Here is a 17,657-nt window from a genome sequence, read left to right as displayed (position 1 = left end):
TGACTCTTTCGGCAAAAATCGCCCTCAGCCCCCGAAAGCGCCACTGTGACCATTCAGTTTTCATCCAATTCCTCATCTAAAAAGCCGGACAAAGCGGGCGACAAAATGTCTGGCAGCGGAACCGTCTCTGCCGAGCAGGTGCAGGCTGCCGTTCGTCAGGCCTTGGGGGACAAGGCGCCTTTGGGAGAGCGTCCCGGTTTGCTGAAGGACACCGAAACGGCTTACGACCACCGGCTGGAAAGCACCATTCGGCCCAAAACCCTGGGCGATTACATTGGGCAATCCGCCCTGAAGGACAGCATCCAAATCGGGCTGGATGCGGCCAAAAGCCGTGAGGAGGCGCTGGATCACCTGTTGCTGTATGGTCCGCCCGGACTGGGAAAAACCACGCTGGCCATGGTCATTGCCCAGGAAATGGGCGCGGAAATCCATATCACCTCCGCCCCGGCTCTGGAGCGGCCTCGGGACATTTTAGGCATTCTGATGAGCATGAAGCCGGGCAGTGTCTTGTTTATCGATGAGATTCATCGGTTAAACAAAGTGGCTGAGGAGATTCTGTACCCGGCCATGGAGGATTTCGCCCTGGATCGCACCATTGGTAAGGGAGAAGGGACTAAAATCCTGCGGGTGCCCTTGCCCCGCTTCACCCTGATTGGGGCCACCACCAAGGCGGGCTCTCTATCCGGCCCCTTGCGGGATCGCTTTGGCCTGATTTATCGCCTCAACTTTTACAGCGAGCAGGAATTGTCGGAGATCGTGCTGCGCTCGGCCCGCATTTTGAGTATTGAGGCCAGCCCGGACGGGGCCTTGGCCATTGCCAGCCGCTCCCGGGGGACGCCGCGCATTGCCAACCGCTTACTACGCCGGGTGCGGGATTTTATGGCCGTTAAAAAAGCCGGGGAAACCGTGATCAACCAGCCCATTGCCCATGAGGCTCTGGATTTGTTTGACATTGATCCGATTGGACTGGACCCCACCGATCGACAACTGTTGAAGCTGATCATCGAAAATTTTTCCGGCGGGCCAGTAGGGTTGGACACCTTGGCCTCCACGCTGGGGGAAGATCCCCGCACTTTGGAGGATGTCTATGAGCCCTACCTGCTACAGACCGGGCTAATCAACCGAACCCCCCGAGGGCGGACGGTGACAGGCAATGCCTACCGGCATCTGGGGTACCGTGTGCCTGCCGGGTTTGCCGAGCAGGCCCGGTTGGAGCTGGAGTCGCCCTAGACCTTTGGCGGCGTGGAAATCAATCCGGCCTGCGTGCTGGAATACAGGAGGGTGAGATCACGTGCCGGGAGTAAAAATCAAAAAATGGTGGGCCGTTGGCCTGAAGGGCAGCCTCGTTCTCGGTTGTCTGGTGCTGGGCTGGATGGTGCTATCCGGGGATAACCGTGTCCTTGCCAAAGCCGTACTGCGGTTGTCTCCGGTCAAGGCGGCCCAGCCGTCGCCCGAGTCGCCCGCCCCGCCCAAGGCGGCTGGCCCAACCGAAGGTCAGGTTTACGGTCTGGTACTCAAGGTAGAGCCCGCGTCTCAAAGCCATGCATCAAAGCCACTGGGGCGACCGATGGCTGAGTCTCAGGAAGCGCTGCAACGGGTTACCATTCGGCTGGAAGGGAGTCTCAAAACCCTGGGCCTGCAAAGTGACATTATTCAGGTGGAAAACGTGCTGGGAGAAAATCCGTTTTACAACATTCGCCTGAAACCAGGGGCTCAAGTCCTGCTTCAGGCCGAAAAAGAGGTCAAGACCGGCCAGTGGCATTTCAACATCGCCAATCACAACCGAACACCCGCCCTGATGATTTTGATGACTCTCACCATCATGGCCATTTTATTGCTGGGTGGTGTGGAAGTGGCCAAGCATGCTCTATTGGTGACTTTAATGCTCATTGGGTGCTATAAAGCGCTCTTTCCGGCGGTGTTGGCCGGGGAGCATAGCCCTTGGTGGATCTTCCTGATGTGCGGCATGTTCACCATCCTGGCCACGTTTATTTATCAGCAACCCGGTCAAAAGGCGTTTAGCCGGGAGCAATGCGTGGTGATGCTGGGCACCACCGGGGGCTTATTGATACTGGCCGCCATTTTGTGGGCTATGGGAGAAATCACCCCGTTGAGCGGTTATTCCAGTGAGCTGTTGGCCAGCTTGTGGTATCGATCCCCCCAAATGGATTACTGGGCCTTTTTCATGGCCGGAATGCTCTTTGCCTATCAGGGATTTCTGTTCTACCTGTGCTGGACGCTGGCCCAAAACCGCAAGGAGAGTGAACCGGTGAGTTTTCAGAAACGCTTTGGCATTGTCATGTTGCGGGGACGGCGCTTGATGGGGCCGTTGATCTCCTGTTTGGGCCTGCTGTTTTTGGGCCTGTTTATGCCCATCCTCTTGCAAATGCAGGGTACGCCCACCGCCCAGTTCGTCAATCTGGAAAGCACTGCTTCCATGATGACCTTTGCCTTTGCCGGAGCCCTGACTCTGATACTGACGGTGCCGTTAACCGCCTTGATCGCAGCCTGGCTTTTGGCGGATGCACCGGCCACGGACGCCGCGTAAGCGATGAATGCCCCTTGGTGTGGATGCTGGACTTGCTATAATGAAGCCTGTAAGGCCCCTTGTGATCGTTCATTCAGCAGAATATTTGAACGCAGTGGAAGATTGAGGGCCGCAGACTGAGGGTCAAAGGGTTCTCAGCAAAGCATTGAAAGCACAGTTTAAGCCAATAATTTTTAAGAATATGAGCGATAAGGATATGAGCGATGGTTGAGTCTACACGGGTACCGTCAGAGCAGGAGCAATTTTGGGCCGGAGAGTTTGGCAGCGAATACACCGTCCGTAACGCCATTCAGCCGGAACAGCGGGCCAAGTTTTTCAGGAATATTTTGAATCAAGCCCCTGGCATTCAAAGCGTCTGTGAGTTGGGAGCCAACAAGGGGCATAACCTGCTGGCCATTCAGTCTGTGGCCCCCAATGTTCAATTGACGGGTCTGGAGTTGAACCCCAATGCCTTGAAAGAACTGCAATCCCACCCGGGGCTGGAAGGCTTTCAAGGGGCCATTCAATCCTTTAACCCCAATCGCACCTTCGATTTGGTCTACACCTGTGGCGTGCTTATTCACCTGAACCCCGATGACTTGACGGCTGTGTATCAGAAGATGCTGGCCCTCTCCAACCGCTATGTCCTGATCAACGAGTACTACAACCCCAGTCCCGTGGAATTGTCCTACCGTGGGCATGACGGCAAACTGTTCAAGCGGGATTTTGGCGGTGAGTTCTGGGATGCCAACGCCGGACAAGTGAAATTGGTGGATTACGGCTTTTTGTGGCAGCGGGTGGAACCCACTTGGGACAACACCACCTGGTGGCTGTTCGAGAAAGTTTAAGCCTGAAAATTCAGCCGAAAATTTAAAATTGACAACGTGTCCCCTCACAACACGTTTAGCGTGCTACCAAATTTTAGGAAACACCCTGATTTTCCAGCGCTTTTTTAAAGGCCACCATCTGATCCCGCAGGCGGGCCGCTTTCTCGAACTCCAGCATGCGGGCGGCGGCCTTCATCTCCAGCTCCAACTCAGCAATCAAAGCCGGTAAATCCTGCGCCGGAATGGCCTCGGCAGCGGCTGGCTGCGGTTTACGACTCCCCTTGCGCCCCCCGTGACGCCCATCGCCACTGACCTCTTCATCCCCGCCCATGCTGCCAATCATATCCAGTAAGCCGTAGCCGATGGCCTTCTGGATGGTTTTGGGCGTAATGCCGTTGCGCTTGTTGTAGGCCATTTGCAAGTCCCGACGTCGAGCCGTCTCGTCCATGGCTTTTTGCATGCTTTCGGTAACTTTGTCGGCGTACAAGATCACCATGCCCGCCGCGTTTCGAGCGGCCCGGCCGATGGTCTGGATCAAGCTGGACTCCGAGCGCAAAAAGCCTTCCTTATCGGCATCCATAATCACCACCAGGGTGACTTCCGGCAAGTCCAGACCTTCCCGCAGCAGGTTGACCCCAATCAGCACGTCAAAATCCCCCAGTCGCAAATCCCGGATGATCTCCATACGCTCAATGGGCTTAATCTCACTGTGCAGGTACCGCACTTTCACGCTAAGCGTTTCAAAATACTCGGTTAAATCCTCGGCCATGCGCTTGGTCAGGGTGGTAATCAGCACCCGCTCATTGCGGGCCACCCGGGCTTGAATTTCTTCCAGCAAGTTGTCCACCTGATTGGCCGTGGGTCGCACTTCCACGATGGGATCCAGCAGGCCGGTGGGACGAATGATTTGCTGGGCGATTTGACGGGACTCCCGCACTTCATACTGGGCCGGGGTGGCTGACACGTAGATGCGCTGACCCACCCGCTCCCAAAATTCCTCAAACATCAGGGGGCGGTTGTCCTTGGCACAAGGCAGCCGAAAGCCATAATCCACCAGGGTTTCCTTGCGGGCCCGATCCCCGTGGTACATGCCCCGCAACTGCGGCACAGTCACGTGCGATTCATCGATGATCAGCAGAAAATCATCGGAAAAGTAGTCCAGCAGGGTTTTGGGCGGTGTGCCGGGCGGGCGATCCTCAAATATACGACTGTAATTCTCAATGCCGTTGCAGTAACCCACTTCCCGAATCATTTCCAGATCCCGGATGGTGCGCTGTTCCAGCCGTTGGGCCTCCAGCATTTTGCCCATGTCATACAGTTCCCGCAGGCGTTCATCCAGCTCAAACTGGATTTGTCGGGTGGCCCGCTCCACGTCATCCCGGTTGGCCACGTAGTGAATGGCGGGGTAAATGACCACTTCTTCCGGCATCTCCAGCACTTCGCCCGTTTCCGGGTCCACCATGCTGATGCGCTCCAGCTCATCGCCAAACAGTTCCAGTCGAATAATCACTTCCTCGTGAGCCGGGTGAATTTCGATAATATCGCCACGGGCTCTAAAATGCGCCCGTTTCAGGTCTAAATCGTTACGCTGGTACTGGTTACGAATCAGGGTCATCAGCAGTTCGTCCCGATCCGTTTCTCCCCCCACCTGCAGGCGAATGGCCGCTTTGAAGTAGTTGTCCGGCAAGCCCAAGCCGTAAATGCAGCTGACGCTGGAGACCACGATCACGTCCCGGCGCTCAAACAAACTTCGGGTGGTGGAGTGCCGCAAGCGGTCAATTTCCTCGTTGATGCTGGCGGTTTTCTCAATGTAGGTATCCGTGCGGGGAATGTAGGCTTCCGGCTGGTAGTAGTCGTAGTAACTAATGAAGTATTCCACGGCATTGTCCGGGAAAAATTCTCGCAGCTCGTTATAGAGCTGGGCAGCCAAGGTCTTGTTGTGAGAAATAACCAGCGTGGGGCGCTGCACCCGCTGGATGACATTGGCCATGGTAAAGGTTTTCCCGGAGCCGGTGACGCCCAGCAAAGTCTGGGCCTCAAGGCCCTCATTCAAGCCCTGGCACAGCAGATCAATGGCCTGCGGCTGGTCACCCGAAGGCTGGTAATTGGCGGTGAGGGAAAATGGTTTACTCATAGTCCCTGATCATCCCCGTGCCAGCCTGCTTTGGCAAGTACTTTTTATGGGTGGCTCTGGAATTCAAACTGCCCGGCGTTGTCCTTGTCCAGTTTGGAGTGCTTGTAAACCAAGTGAAAACAATAATTACCCTTGGGATGGTTGTAAAACCTCTGATTAGACTTGTCATTGGTGGTGTCGGTATCAAAAGTGCTGCACAACTGAAAAGTGTCCGGGCCTGTTTTTTGATAGTCGTACGTCAATCCCAGTGAAGGATCAGAGGACAAGGTTTTGGCATTTGGTACCTCCGCCAGGGTTTTGGGAAGGTTTCCTTCTTCCTTGTATTTCATTTCGATAGTCGACTTCAACGTCTCTAAATTTTCTGCGCGTATGTTATCCAGCCGCCTGAGCCGTTGGGTGTGGGGACTTCCAGTGATGAAAAAAGTCGTGGCAATGGTTGCCAAAATTAAAATTAAACCAAGCCATCCCAGGTAGCGTTGGCCCGCGTATTTCCGCTCCCGGCTTGGATCGTCAGTGCCGTCCGATGTTGCGCTGATTTCTTTCCGTCCTTTTACCATACGATCATCGCGCTGCATTTCCAGAAAGTAATAGGAAAAAATCAGTGAAGCGATTCCCAGAATAACCCCGGCCTGGGCCGCAAAGCGAACGGTCAATTCGCCTTCCAGAAAGGAGTTCACCGCAAAAATCAAATCAGACAACGCCACCAGAACGGTCATTCCCAGAATGAGGTAGATTAGGAATTTTCGGATAAAGGACTCTCGTTTTTCGGGGTAACGTTCCAGTGCTTGCTGGGTAAAGCGCTCCAAAAAGAAAAAGACAGGAACCACCACGATTAATTGCGCCAGCCCCCACTGAAAACTGCGACTCCCAATTCTTGACGAATAATAAACTGTATTCACATCGGGGAACCAGTGTTCAATTAATTCAAAACACAAAGCGCCAAAGGCAAAGGCAATTAAATTGAGGGTCACAAAGGTCAATAAATAAACAAAAAAATCGCGAGCAATTTGGTGCGCCTGCAAACGCGCGGCAGGAATGGGCACGCCCAAGGGGTCAACGCCCGTAAATTGCTCCAGCGTTTTTTGAACAATACCCAAGGCCCAACCTGATTGGGTCAGCGTTTCCGCAATCTGTTCTTTGGAGGCACCCTTGGCCAAGGCCTCTTTAATATACTGTCTCAGCTCTAACGACATGAACCCTCGCAAATACTTGGAATGACATTCAATACACCTGTCAAAAATCCCACCCTGATTATAGCAATATAAAGCAAGGTGGGATTATGAATTGGATTTGGTGGGTTAGGCCAGGGCGTGCCGGGCGATAAAGTCGGTGTACACTTCCTTACCATCAATAAAATGCGGGTTATCCATCAGTTTAATGTGGAAAGGAATGGTGGTTTTAATGCCGGTCACCGCGTATTCGTTCAGGGCGCGTTTCATGCGGGCAATGGCCTCTTCCCGATCAGCGCCCCACACAATCAGCTTGGACACCAGAGAATCATAGTACGGCGGGATTTTGTAGCCGGGGTAAACATGGCTATCTACCCGCACACCGGGACCACCGGGGGCCACGTAGCCATCAATGGGGCCGGGGCAGGGCATAAAGTTCTTGTCCGGATCTTCGGCGTTAATGCGGCACTCAATGGCATGGCCCCGCAGTACCACATCATCCTGGGTAAAGCGCAGCGGTTCGCCCGCCGCCACCCGAATCTGTTCTTTCAGCAGGTCGATGCCGGTAATCATCTCGGTCACCGGATGCTCCACCTGAATGCGGGTGTTCATTTCCATAAAGTAGAAGTTCAAGTCGCTGTCACAGAGCAGCTCGATGGTGCCCACCCCCTCATAGCCAATCTTGCGGATGGCCTTGAGGATGATGTTCCCCACCTTTTCCCGGATTTCGGGCGTTACCACCGGACTGGGGCCTTCTTCCAGCAGTTTTTGATGGCGGCGCTGGATGGAACAATCCCGTTCACCCAGATGCACCACGTTGCCGTATTGATCGGCCAGTACCTGAAACTCCACGTGGCGTGGGTTGATGACAAACTTCTCGATGTAGACCTCATCGTTGCCAAAAGCGGCTTTGGCTTCCGCCCGGGCCATTTCCAGCTGGGTCTCCACCTCTTCTTCGCTTTTCACCAGACGCATGCCCTTACCGCCGCCGCCTGCGGTGGCTTTAATGATGATGGGATAACCGGCGTGCTTGGCCCAGCCCTTCACCAGTTCAGCATCGGCAATGGTGCCATCCAGACCGGGTACCACCGGCACGCCCACGTCGGCCATGGTTTTCTTGGCGGTGGCCTTGTCGCCCATAATGCGAATCATGTGAGCCGAGGGGCCAATGAACTTGATCTGGTGATCGGCGCAAATTTCGGCAAAGGCGGCATTTTCGGCCAAAAAGCCGTAGCCGGGGTGAATGGCATCCGCCCCGGACATCAGGGCCACGCTCATAATGTTGGGCACGTTCAGGTAACTTTTGGCGGATTGAGCGGGGCCCACACAATAGGCCTCATCGGCCAACTGCACGTGTAAACTGTCTTCATCAGCCTGAGAGTATACGGCAACGGTCTTGATGCCCAGTTCATGACAGGCACGGATAATGCGAAGCGCAATTTCGCCCCGATTGGCAACGAGCACCTTGTTGAACATGCGGTACGTTTCCTTTAATCGCTTTGCTAATGATGTACAAGTAAAGACGAACAGACACCGGGAATTGATCCGTTACACTGGCCAGTGGCTAGGCGGGCTCTACCAGCAACAGCACCTGTCCAAACTCGACGGGCTGCCCGTTCTCTACCATGATGCGAGCCACTTTGCCGGAGACTTCCGATTCCAGTTCGTTCATCATCTTCATGGCTTCAATGATGCAAACGGTTTGCCCTTTGGACAAGGCTTGACCCACGGCCACAAATGGCGGGGAGTCCGGAGAGGGTGCGGCATAAAAGGTCCCCACCATCGGGGCGGTAATTTTAATCAGCTTGTCATCCGCAGCGGGGGTGGGTTTACTGGCTTCGGTGGCCACCGTGTGGGTAGAAACCGCTGGCAATTCGGCCATAGGCTGAGGTGCAGGCGGGGTGTAAACCACCGGCTGGGGAGCTGGCTGGTGCAGCATGGGCTGGATGTTGTAACCCGGCAGCTTGATGGTCACACTTTTGTCGCCATCGGCCACAATCAGCTCGGCCAGCTTTTTTTCCAGGGCTAAATCGGCTAACTCTCTAATTTTTTCGGTATTAATGTCCATAATGTACTGTCACCTATACCCGATCCAGATATTTGTTGTCGCGTGTATCCACCCGGATGGTGGTTCCAATCTCCACGAAAAAGGGAACGTTGACCACAGCACCGGTTTCCAGGGTAGCTGGCTTGGTGCCACCCTGGGCGGTGTTGCCTTTTTCCGCCGGTGGGGTATCGACCACCTTTAATTCCACGTGAGACGGAATGTCCACGCCAATAATCTTGGTGCCGTGGAACAGCACGTGTACGTTCATTTGCTCTTTCAGGTACTTCACGCCGTCGCCAATAGCGGCCTTGGGAATGGCCACCTGATCAAAGGTGGAGGTGTTCATGAAGGTGTATTCTTCACCATCGGTGAACAAAAACTGCATTTCGTTCTTTTCCAGGTGGGCGGTGTCAACTTTCTCGCCTGCCCGGAAGGTTTTTTCCAGTACCTGCCCCGTTTCCACGTTTCTGAGCTTGCTGCGCACAAAGGCAGCGCCTTTACCCGGTTTTACGTGCAAAAATTCCACAATCTGCCACAGGTTACCATCGACGATAATGGTTAACCCGGTTTTAAAGTCGTTACTGGAAATCATTGTCAGTCTTTATTCCCTATTCACTGATAAGTTTTTTGGGGAGCCGGTCGCTGGGTAACGCCGGAGGTCAGGGGGAGGTATTCCCAAACGGCTTTCCCGCTGAACCAACAGGCACCAAAATAGCACGCACCTGCCAGAACCTACTAGGTTACCCGGCTCAAGTCGTGGAATCAAGCAGGTTTCTGTTTGATTCCGGACTGGTATAAGGTTACCATATCCATAGCACTTTCAAAGACTGAAAATATGGCGCTTCTTCCCCATCAATCCTCATTTCTGATTCCATCCCTGGCGGATCTGGCCCTGTTTTGCCAGACCCTGGCTCCCTTTTTGCAGCCCGGCGACGTCCTGGCCCTGGATGGGCCCTTGGGTGCCGGAAAAACAACCTTCACACAGAATCTGTTGCGGGTTTTGGGCGTGCAGGAGTCGGTCAGCAGCCCCACGTTTGTGTTGATGAACGAATACGCCAGCGCTTGCGGCCCAGTGGCGCATGTGGATCTGTATCGGCTGGGGCCGGAACGGGCGGATTCTCTATCTCATGAGCTGACCGCCATGGTGGATGAGGGTCGCTCCCTGCTGCTGGTGGAGTGGGCCTGTTACGGGGCGTTCCTGCAAGACTTGATCACCCTTCAGATTACCATTCAGCCGATCTTCAACGATTCGGAGACAGAGGCCACGGACATGCAGGATCACGCGCAGCGGCGGGTGACCCTTTCGGCCAATCGCCCTCTGACTGAAGCGTTACGTCGTTTTGAAAGGCTCCCCTGATGGTTAACGGCCCGGTATTACATCTGGATACCACCACGGCCCAGCTGCATGTGGGGCTGAGTCAGGCGGGGGAAATCCTTTTTGAGGACTGTTTGCCCTGTGAGTCTCATCGCTATCACTCGGCCATGCTGGTTCCGGCCATTCAGGAACTGTTGGCATCCGCCGGATTGACCGTGAACGATTTAACCGCTCTGGCCGTGAATCAGGGGCCGGGCAGCTTTACCGGCATTCGCACGGGGGTGATTACCGCCCGCACCATGGCCCAGTTTTTACAGGTGCCGGTTTATCAGTTCAACACCTTCGAGCTGTTGGCCGCTGGGCACGACTCGCCTGTGGCCGTCTACCTGGACGCTTTACGGGGTCGGGCTTATCACGCCCATCTTCATATTCAGTCATCGGGCACCGCCTATCAGCAGCCTCCCACGCTGGTTCAACTGGACACGGCAACCCTGCCGGAGGCCGGGACCCAGTGCCTCATTTCCCCCACCCTGACTGAATACTTTTTGGGCCGCACCGCGCAACCGGTTTCCGAAGGCTGGCGCCCTCAGGCCGCCATGCTCCGTTTGATGAGCCGGGCAGCCGCTGCCTATGAGCAGGAGTGGTCTGCGGTCCGGCCGCTGTACATCCAGGAACCCAGCATTACCCTGAAAAAGAAATCCTGAACCGCCAGACAACAGGCTGATAGTCGGTGGGGCGCATTCTAGCCGACTGGCTACCCACTTTTGGGGCTTATGAAAAGATTTTTTTGTCACTAGAATGAACCTCACTACCAAAGGAAGCGGGTTGCTTCCCGTGGGACTGGGGGTAACCCCTCGTAGATCCCCAGTCTGGAATGTGAGGGTCGATGAATGCTGTGGACGATTTTTGCCATTTTACTGGTTCTCTGGCTCTTGGGTATGGTCAGCAACTACACCATGGGAGGCTTCCTGCATATATTGCTGGTTATTGCCATCGCCGTCTTTTTGATTCGAGTCATTGGGGGCGGCAAAAGCGCCGTTTGAACGGATGGCGAATCACACTGAAACCCGCTGTGCCTGATGGCTGAGTATAACTCATCGTGTTTTGAATGGTTCTGACCAGAAAAATCTGGCAAGAAAAGGAGGAAAAATGGTAACAGGTTCCAAACTAGCCACCAAAAATGGTTTGCACGTTTCCCAGATTGATATTTCCGAGTCCACCCGGTCACGGGTGATTACCTTGCTGAATCAATCGCTGGCCACCACGGTGGATTTATATTCACAACTCAAGCAGGCCCATTGGAACGTTAAAGGGGGTGGATTCTATCAGTTGCACACCCTGTTTGACGAAATTGCCGAAGAAGTGGAAGCCTTTGTGGATTTGATGGCGGAGCGCGTCACCGCGCTGGGGGGAACCGCGTTGGGCACGGCCCGAATCGCCGCACAACAATCGCTTTTACAGGAATATCCGCTGGACGTGTTCAACGGCCCAGACCACATCAAGGCCCTGGCCAGCCGCATGGCGCTTTATGCCGGTCATATCCGCTCGGCCATTGATACCTGCGACGGCTTGGGGGAGCCCACCACCACCGATTTGTACACCCAGGTTTCCCGCTCGGTGGACAAACAGCTCTGGCTGCTGGAGGCCCATATTCAGTCCTGATGGCTTTGGCTGAAACGGAAAGCGCGCTGGCGTTACCCGCCTCAGAAAATAGCCTGAAAAAGAAGTAACCGCGTTCCCTGCGGTTATTTCTTTTTGGTTTTTAATGCAGAAAGTAAAGTGATGTAAAGCCCAAAGCTGGGAAAGTCGCTCTGGTCAAGTGGTAGCGTTCAGGTAAGTGTCCATTCGCAGCACGTTTCTAAAGCTGCGCATAGCTCCGGCACCGTTGCTTTGGGGTGGCTGAACATAGCGCTGCCCTTGGGCTTTGTGTTATATAAAGGGTGTTTTTACCCAAATATCTCAACGTGCCCTGTCGGCGCTGTGCTGAATCCATTTTCGTGATCGCTCCGTGTTAAGCACCATAAAGGAACCAACCGGCCATGACCACTCTCTCTCAAGCCCAATCCGCTGATTTTAGCGTGAAAAGCCTGTATTCTGACTACTGCGCCAATATGGAAACCTACATCATGTTTCGCATTGCGGCTCGGGTGGTGGAATTGACCCCGGAGCTGGAGAAAAAAGGCCGGGCCCCCATTAAAATGAGCATTGGCGCTCCCACCGTGGAGCCTCCCAAAGTGCTGCTCGATTACTTCATTAAAACCCTGAGCGAGCCCAATATCCACACCTATTCCGTGCCCAAGGGCGAAAAATTCCTGCTGGACGCCATTTCCCAGCGCATGAAAAGCCGCTTTGGCGTTGAGGTGAACCCGGCCACCGAAGTAACCTCGGTGATCGGCTCCAAGGAGGGCCTGGCCAATATGTTCCGGGCCATCATCACCCCCCGCCCGGACAAGAAGGATCAGGACATCATCCTGACCCCGGACCCCGGCTATGCCTCCTACGTGGATGCCATTGAAGTGGCCGGTGGACACAGCTATCCCACCCCGCTCAATCTGCAAAACAACTACCTGCCGGATTTGGACGAGGCTGTGGAAAACCTGAAAAAGGATGGCTTTGACCCGGCCCGCCTGAAAGCGGTCATCATCAACTATCCCAGTAACCCCATCGGGGCTACCGCGCCGTTCAGCTACTACGAAACAGTGGTTGAATTTGCCCGCAAGCACCGTATTCTGGTGATTAGCGACGTGGCCTATTCCGAAATGTATTTTGAGGGCCAGGAAGCCCCGCACAGCATTCTGGAAGTGGCCGGGGCCAAGGACTTGGCCATTGAATTCCACAGTTTAAGCAAGCCTTACGCCATGACGGGCTGGCGGATCGGTTTTGCCGTAGGGAACGCCGATGCCGTGGGGATTTTGGCCAAGATGAAGGGAACTATGGACAGCGGTATCTTCCGGGCCGTGCAAAAGGCCGCTGCTTTTGCCCTGACCAGTCCGGAGTGCGATGCCTACATTAAAGACTGTAATAAAATGTACGCCGAGAACCAGAAGCTGATGGTGGCTGGGTTCAAGCGTCTGGGCTGGCCGGTGGAAGAGCTGAACCCGCCCAAGGCCACTTTCTACCTGTGGTTGCCCATCCCCCGCAATTACACCTCCTGCGAGAAATTTGCCGCCGACGTGCTGGAGAAGTCTGGTGTGGTGCTGGTACCGGGAACCGCTTTTGGCAAAACCGGCGAGGGCTTTGTACGCTTGTCGCTGGTGAACCCCAAGCACGAACTGGAAGCGGTCATTGATCGGATGGAGGCGGACGGGTTCCTGTACTAGCCCGCTAAACACCCCACTACACGCATTGTAAAGCCCGCTTTTCCCGCTGGGAGAGGCGGGCTTTTTTGTGGGGTGAAAAAGAATTTGAATGGTGGATGTCCTATCTCCCAAGGCTTTGTATAATACAAACAGAGGCTTTTTATAAAACGTTCCCCAGAAGTACTGATCTGAAAAAATTCCCCAAAATTCCAAGGAGCATCATTCGGTATGGCATCCCTGCAGCCAGCCCCACAGTCGCGCTATCACGACGAAGCCGGTACTTTTCTTTCCACCATGGGAGAAATGGCCCCGCAGGTTGGTCTGGATTATTCCGTGGAGAGCCTGCAACGGCTGGATCAGTTCATTAGCGAGCATTTTGATAACAATAGCGCCCAACAAGCCAGTGAGACGCTGTTGCTGCGGGTGGGAAGCTATCTGGGAGAAGTGATTATTCGCCACTTGGGCGGCTACTGGAATGAGTCCGGCCAGCCGGAGATTAACGAAGTGGGCCCCATTCCCGTCATTCATCCTCTGGAAAAGGCCAAACTGCGCTTTCAAAACGGGAAGGTGGATTCCCTGTCCTGGTATTATCATGCGCTGGCCAAGCAGGCCTACGAGGCGGAATCCCGGGAAGCCGCCCCCAAAGCGGCCATGTCTGGAGAAAATGGTTTACTGGGCCTGTTTAAAGGTATCTTTAAGAAGTAACCCAGAGTCATCCGGTAAAAAAGAGAGCCGGAAACAAGATCCCTGTTTAGTCAAAATCGGTGGGGCGATGGGGATCGTGATAGTGCTGAAAGAGCATGCTGATTTGCTCGTGGGTCACCCGATGGCTGGAGAGTTCCGGTAGCTGATCCGGGCTAAAAAAGCCCACCCCTTGCGATTCCAGCCCGGTGGAAATCTCGCCGCTCACAATTTCGCAGCGCATAAAAACCTTGTAAATATGGTAGGGCGAAGCCGGGTGGGGATAGAATTTTTTATCCAGCATGGCCAGCATTTTAACCGGTTTTACAATCAGCCCGGCTTCTTCCTGCACTTCCTTGGTGGCCACTTCCGCAGGACTCAGGCCAATATCGGCCCAGCCACCGGGAATGGTCCAGCGGCCATCCCACTTCTCCTGTACCATCAGCAGCTTGCCCTCCTGAAAGATCACCCCCCGCACGTCCACCTTGGGGGTCAGGTAACCCACTTCATTGGCAAACAGGTCCTCGATACGGGAAGTATCTAGCTGGGCAAAGTCGGCCATCATGGTCACGCTCAGCTTTAGCAGCACTTCATAGCGCTCCAGATCGAAGGGGTCCTTGGCGTAGGTCAGTCCCCAGCGGGCCACGGCGTGAACCTGCTTAATCCACTCCAGCCAGGGGTGATGAGACGCTGCCACCGGACGGCTCACTACAATACGCCCCGGCGTTCCTGATCCCGCTCAATGGACTCAAACAGGGCCTTGAAGTTGCCTTCGCCAAAGGCATGGTGGTTTTTGCGCTGGATCATTTCAATAAAAATGGGGCCGAACAGGTTTTTGGTGAAAATCTGCAGCAGATACCCTTCCTCATCGCCATCCACCAGAATTTGCAAGCGCTGGATGCGAGCCCGATCCTCGGTGACATTGGGCACCCGTTCAAACACTTCGTTGTAGTAATTCTCGCTGATGTCCAGGGTTTCAATGCCAGTGCCCTGCAATTTTTCCACGGAGTCCAGCAAGTCGGCAGTCAGGAAGGCCAGATGCTGCACCCCGGCGCCCCGGTACTCCCGCAGGTACTCTTCGATTTGCGATTTGGACTCGTTGCCCTCGTTAATGGGAATGGAGAACGATCCATCGGGGGAGCGCAGGGCAAAGGAGGTCAGGCCGGTTTTTTGCCCTTTAATGTCGAAGTAACGCACTTCGTTGAAGCCAAAAATCTGTTTGTAGAAGTTGGCCCAGTAGGCCATGGTGTTTTTGTACACGTTATTGGTGAGGTGATCCACCACCAAAAAGCCTTTGTCCGGTACAATTTCAGGCGATTCTAGGGGCACAAAGCCTTCGCTTTGCAAAAAGCTGCCTTGGCTGGGATTGTTGGGATCCAGCTTGACCGATTGCTCAGTGCCCACAAAGTAGATCACGCTGTCCCCGATGCCATAAATGCGGGGGAGGGACAAGTCGCAATCGCCGATTTTACCGGGCTCAAACGGGGAGGCTCCCAGACGCACCGCTTCGCTGTAGGCCACTTCTGCGTTTTCTACCCGCCAGCCCATGGCGCAAATGGCGGTGCCGTGCTGTTCGGCAAAGGCCCGCTCAAAGCCGGTTTCTCCATGATTGACCAGCACATGAATGTCGTTTTGCCGGTAGTAGAACAGGTGCTTCTCCCGGTGTTTCATGAGTTTGGAGAAGCCAAAACCCTTCAGCACCCGGTCCACGTAGTCCGGCTCGTGGGTGGTGAACTGGATGAATTCAATGCCCTTCAGCCCCAGTGGATTGAAACTTTCCCCGTGATAGTCCGATACGTGACCCATCTTGATGCCCTCCCAAAGCGTTCCACGACATGCTTTGTAGCATAGCAAAAAGCGGCCCGCAACCCAAGGCAAAGGCTGAAACTTTAATGCCCCTTCAAGTCCTGCGAAGTTATTCCTGAATGTGCCATTACGTTAGAGATATTAATTTAACTGGCTGTTGGCACTTTAAGCTGTGATTCCCGCATTTAACTGTCATTCCCGCGCAGGCGGGAATCCAGAAATAATTTGCCTCTAGTGCATTCCTCTGTAAGGCATTTTAATAGCTCATGAAAGACCAGACAACTGGATTCCCGCCTGCGCGGGAATGACAGACCAGTATCTGACCAAATGAAATAAATTGGGCATTTCAGGCATCAATATTATGCCGTTGATAGTCTTTTAAGGGATCCATTTTGAAAATATCTTTGTAAATTTGATAAATTTCCTGGCCGGGCTGGGTACGGCACAAGTCTTTGGGTTTGGCTTTAAACGTGTCTGAACTGACCGCCAGAAATTCAAAGTTATTGAAAAAAGCGTATCCCCCAAGTCCGGTGGCGGTGTGACCATTCCACAGGCGGCGAATCCAGCCAATGGGGCCTGCGTCCTTTTTAGTGTAGAGCGTTTGCAGCTCCTCTCTTGCTTTTAAAAACCGGCTTTTCTGATCCTCTGACATACTGGGCAAAACCTCTCCCCCCACCGGGTCGCTGAGGGCATGTACAAATTCATGTTGGGATGTATAGGACTCTTTTGTGCTTTTGGAAGCCCCTGCCCATAATTCTGTCTCGTTTAATAAAATTAAGTTAAAACCGGGCCTAAATTGTCCCAGTGTTAACAAAGGCTGTTCTTTTCCTACGATAAAACGCAGTGGATGTTTGGGGTTATTTAAAAGTTGATTGGCTTGTTCCGGGCTTTTAAACAATAAGTCGGATATACTGGCAGCGACTAAGTATCGGGTGGAGGGATCTTGCAGCGGTTTGACACCAGCATTGGAAAGGCGCGTTGATAGTGTTTGGTCAGAAAAGCATTTGGCGATTTTCTGCATGAAGTTCATAACACTTCTGAATTCAGTATTTCTTTTCTTAAGGTCAGAAGTACGAGAAAAACAATGCTTTAACATTTCTAAAAGCGCATGAAAGAAGTTGTTTTCAAATCCCGGACTGATAATACTCTTCACATTGTACAGAGTATCAACTGCTTTTCTGGTGGGGCCTGCTTTTTCAACCTCGTAAAATTCAGCCTTGTTCATTAGGGTGTCAACCAGGGCGTCATATTGATTGAGGCCGATCACGTCGTTTTTTTGAACCAGCAGTTGCCGGTAGGGGAAGCACTCGGTCAGTGCTGACGGATCGGCCTTTAAATTATACAGGGCTCGCTTTTGCAAGAGTGGTTTCATCGCTTTGGTCACCAGAGGCTTCCCAAAGATCTTGGGGGCCCGTTGGGTCAGGCGTTCAATTTCCGCGGCCAGTTTGGGGTCCTGTAGGGTGGCTTTGTCATCGGTAGTTTTGGATTTGCACCGTCCGAACAAAATGGCAGGGGAAGGTACCGAACCTTGAGGAGCCACTCCGCTTCCTGTGTGGTTCGAAAACTCTGAGGGCCGCCAAATGGGCTGGCTATTGGCAATTTTCATGAATCCGTTCTCACCACTCGCAATCAACTTGTCCGTTTTAAAACCGGGCTTTCTGTTTTTGTGCCCCTTTCATTTCGTCAAAATCAACAAACCGTCAGAATTGGTTCTGAAGATCCGAAATCACGGGATTGAGCGGCACCTGCCGGGACTTGAACGCGCTGGGGTAAAGTTCGGCGGAGTACAGGAATTTTGGCTTCACCGCCTCCCGCAATCTCGGCCATGTGGCCGAGCCCTTTGAAACGAAGT

General features: G+C 53.7%; 17 protein-coding genes. 9 read left to right on the top strand and 8 right to left on the bottom strand.

Annotated elements, in window-relative coordinates:
• Positions 1 to 105 precede the first annotated feature (105 nt).
• The 3 genes from ruvB to DF283_RS11805 all read left to right on the top strand — a co-directional run bounded on the left by ruvB (position 106) and on the right by DF283_RS11805 (position 3,375).
• Positions 106 to 1,230: a Holliday junction branch migration DNA helicase RuvB gene (gene ruvB, locus DF283_RS11815; protein WP_303675081.1), complete on the top strand. Its 1,125-nt coding sequence runs from the start codon at positions 106 to 108 to the stop codon at positions 1,228 to 1,230.
• Between the two features lie 61 nt (positions 1,231 to 1,291).
• Positions 1,292 to 2,548: a YibE/F family protein gene (locus DF283_RS11810; protein WP_303675080.1), complete on the top strand. Its 1,257-nt coding sequence runs from the start codon at positions 1,292 to 1,294 to the stop codon at positions 2,546 to 2,548.
• 203 nt (positions 2,549 to 2,751) lie between these two features.
• The gene (locus DF283_RS11805) at positions 2,752 to 3,375 is read left to right on the top strand and encodes a pseudaminic acid biosynthesis-associated methylase (RefSeq protein WP_303675079.1); all 624 of its coding nucleotides are present in this window, start codon (positions 2,752 to 2,754) and stop codon (positions 3,373 to 3,375) included.
• Between the two features lie 73 nt (positions 3,376 to 3,448).
• On the opposite strand, the gene uvrB is transcribed toward DF283_RS11805, so the two are convergent.
• From uvrB to efp, 5 genes are all read right to left on the bottom strand, one after another.
• A complete protein-coding gene (uvrB, locus tag DF283_RS11800) occupies positions 3,449 to 5,488 on the bottom strand; it encodes an excinuclease ABC subunit UvrB (protein ID WP_303675078.1) in 2,040 nt (679 codons plus the stop codon).
• A 44-nt stretch (positions 5,489 to 5,532) separates the two neighbouring features.
• Positions 5,533 to 6,681, bottom strand: a complete 1,149-nt coding sequence (locus tag DF283_RS11795) for a DUF5671 domain-containing protein (RefSeq protein ID WP_303675077.1) — start codon at positions 6,679 to 6,681, stop codon at positions 5,533 to 5,535.
• Positions 6,682 to 6,786: 105 nt separating this feature from the next.
• Entirely contained in the window at positions 6,787 to 8,133 is a 1,347-nt protein-coding gene (gene accC, locus DF283_RS11790; RefSeq protein WP_303675076.1) for an acetyl-CoA carboxylase biotin carboxylase subunit, read from the bottom strand.
• A gap of 88 nt (positions 8,134 to 8,221) precedes the next feature.
• On the bottom strand, positions 8,222 to 8,725 hold the full coding sequence (gene accB, locus DF283_RS11785; RefSeq protein WP_303675075.1) for an acetyl-CoA carboxylase biotin carboxyl carrier protein: 504 nt from the start codon (positions 8,723 to 8,725) through the stop codon (positions 8,222 to 8,224).
• Between the two features lie 13 nt (positions 8,726 to 8,738).
• The gene (efp, locus tag DF283_RS11780; RefSeq protein WP_303675074.1) at positions 8,739 to 9,296 is read right to left on the bottom strand and encodes an elongation factor P; all 558 of its coding nucleotides are present in this window, start codon (positions 9,294 to 9,296) and stop codon (positions 8,739 to 8,741) included.
• Between the two features lie 243 nt (positions 9,297 to 9,539).
• Here efp and tsaE point away from each other — a divergent pair, with 243 nt between their 5' ends.
• From tsaE to DF283_RS11750, 6 genes are all read left to right on the top strand, one after another.
• Complete coding sequence (gene tsaE, locus DF283_RS11775; protein ID WP_303675073.1) at positions 9,540 to 10,061, top strand: tRNA (adenosine(37)-N6)-threonylcarbamoyltransferase complex ATPase subunit type 1 TsaE; 522 nt, start codon at positions 9,540 to 9,542, stop codon at positions 10,059 to 10,061.
• On the top strand, positions 10,061 to 10,723 hold the full coding sequence (tsaB, locus tag DF283_RS11770; RefSeq protein WP_303675072.1) for a tRNA (adenosine(37)-N6)-threonylcarbamoyltransferase complex dimerization subunit type 1 TsaB: 663 nt from the start codon (positions 10,061 to 10,063) through the stop codon (positions 10,721 to 10,723). Before tsaE ends, tsaB begins: the two co-directional genes overlap by 1 nt.
• 186 nt (positions 10,724 to 10,909) lie before the next feature.
• The gene (locus DF283_RS11765) at positions 10,910 to 11,062 is read left to right on the top strand and encodes a lmo0937 family membrane protein (protein ID WP_303675071.1); all 153 of its coding nucleotides are present in this window, start codon (positions 10,910 to 10,912) and stop codon (positions 11,060 to 11,062) included.
• 106 nt (positions 11,063 to 11,168) lie between these two features.
• Positions 11,169 to 11,681 carry a DNA starvation/stationary phase protection protein Dps gene (gene dps, locus DF283_RS11760; protein ID WP_303675070.1) on the top strand — a complete coding sequence of 171 codons (513 nt, stop codon included), beginning with the start codon at positions 11,169 to 11,171 and terminating at the stop codon, positions 11,679 to 11,681.
• A 377-nt stretch (positions 11,682 to 12,058) separates the two neighbouring features.
• Positions 12,059 to 13,339: an aminotransferase class I/II-fold pyridoxal phosphate-dependent enzyme gene (locus tag DF283_RS11755; protein ID WP_303675069.1), complete on the top strand. Its 1,281-nt coding sequence runs from the start codon at positions 12,059 to 12,061 to the stop codon at positions 13,337 to 13,339.
• A gap of 207 nt (positions 13,340 to 13,546) precedes the next feature.
• A complete protein-coding gene (locus tag DF283_RS11750; protein WP_303675068.1) occupies positions 13,547 to 14,023 on the top strand; it encodes a hypothetical protein in 477 nt (158 codons plus the stop codon).
• Between the two features lie 46 nt (positions 14,024 to 14,069).
• Here DF283_RS11750 and DF283_RS11745 read toward each other — a convergent pair whose 3' ends face one another.
• From DF283_RS11745 to DF283_RS11735, 3 genes are all read right to left on the bottom strand, one after another.
• Positions 14,070 to 14,696 carry an NUDIX hydrolase gene (locus tag DF283_RS11745; protein ID WP_303675067.1) on the bottom strand — a complete coding sequence of 209 codons (627 nt, stop codon included), beginning with the start codon at positions 14,694 to 14,696 and terminating at the stop codon, positions 14,070 to 14,072.
• Between the two features lie 11 nt (positions 14,697 to 14,707).
• Complete coding sequence (hppD, locus tag DF283_RS11740) at positions 14,708 to 15,805, bottom strand: 4-hydroxyphenylpyruvate dioxygenase (RefSeq protein ID WP_303675066.1); 1,098 nt, start codon at positions 15,803 to 15,805, stop codon at positions 14,708 to 14,710.
• 346 nt (positions 15,806 to 16,151) lie between these two features.
• Complete coding sequence (locus DF283_RS11735) at positions 16,152 to 17,411, bottom strand: zinc-dependent peptidase (protein WP_303675065.1); 1,260 nt, start codon at positions 17,409 to 17,411, stop codon at positions 16,152 to 16,154.
• Positions 17,412 to 17,657: the final 246 nt, after the last annotated feature.

It is taken from the genome of Vampirovibrio chlorellavorus, from assembly GCF_003149375.1.
Classification (GTDB): Bacteria; Cyanobacteriota; Vampirovibrionia; order Vampirovibrionales; family Vampirovibrionaceae; genus Vampirovibrio; species Vampirovibrio chlorellavorus_B.
Note: the sequence above shows the minus strand (reverse complement) of the source record. Positions and strands in the feature narration are given on the sequence as shown.

Excerpts from the sequence above, each read along its gene's own strand:
- ruvB (WP_303675081.1), top strand. The coding sequence starts at position 106 with ATGTCTGGCAGCGGAACCGTCTCTGCCGAGCAGGTGCAGGCTGCCGTT.
- DF283_RS11805 (WP_303675079.1), top strand. The coding sequence starts at position 2,752 with ATGGTTGAGTCTACACGGGTACCGTCAGAGCAGGAGCAATTTTGGGCC.
- uvrB (WP_303675078.1), bottom strand. The coding sequence starts at position 5,488 with ATGAGTAAACCATTTTCCCTCACCGCCAATTACCAGCCTTCGGGTGAC.
- DF283_RS11795 (WP_303675077.1), bottom strand. The coding sequence starts at position 6,681 with ATGTCGTTAGAGCTGAGACAGTATATTAAAGAGGCCTTGGCCAAGGGT.
- accC (WP_303675076.1), bottom strand. The coding sequence starts at position 8,133 with ATGTTCAACAAGGTGCTCGTTGCCAATCGGGGCGAAATTGCGCTTCGC.
- accB (WP_303675075.1), bottom strand. The coding sequence starts at position 8,725 with ATGGACATTAATACCGAAAAAATTAGAGAGTTAGCCGATTTAGCCCTG.
- efp (WP_303675074.1), bottom strand. The coding sequence starts at position 9,296 with ATGATTTCCAGTAACGACTTTAAAACCGGGTTAACCATTATCGTCGAT.
- tsaE (WP_303675073.1), top strand. The coding sequence starts at position 9,540 with ATGGCGCTTCTTCCCCATCAATCCTCATTTCTGATTCCATCCCTGGCG.
- tsaB (WP_303675072.1), top strand. The coding sequence starts at position 10,061 with ATGGTTAACGGCCCGGTATTACATCTGGATACCACCACGGCCCAGCTG.
- DF283_RS11765 (WP_303675071.1), top strand. The coding sequence starts at position 10,910 with ATGCTGTGGACGATTTTTGCCATTTTACTGGTTCTCTGGCTCTTGGGT.
- dps (WP_303675070.1), top strand. The coding sequence starts at position 11,169 with ATGGTAACAGGTTCCAAACTAGCCACCAAAAATGGTTTGCACGTTTCC.
- DF283_RS11755 (WP_303675069.1), top strand. The coding sequence starts at position 12,059 with ATGACCACTCTCTCTCAAGCCCAATCCGCTGATTTTAGCGTGAAAAGC.
- DF283_RS11750 (WP_303675068.1), top strand. The coding sequence starts at position 13,547 with ATGGCATCCCTGCAGCCAGCCCCACAGTCGCGCTATCACGACGAAGCC.
- hppD (WP_303675066.1), bottom strand. The coding sequence starts at position 15,805 with ATGGGTCACGTATCGGACTATCACGGGGAAAGTTTCAATCCACTGGGG.
- DF283_RS11735 (WP_303675065.1), bottom strand. The coding sequence starts at position 17,411 with ATGAAAATTGCCAATAGCCAGCCCATTTGGCGGCCCTCAGAGTTTTCG.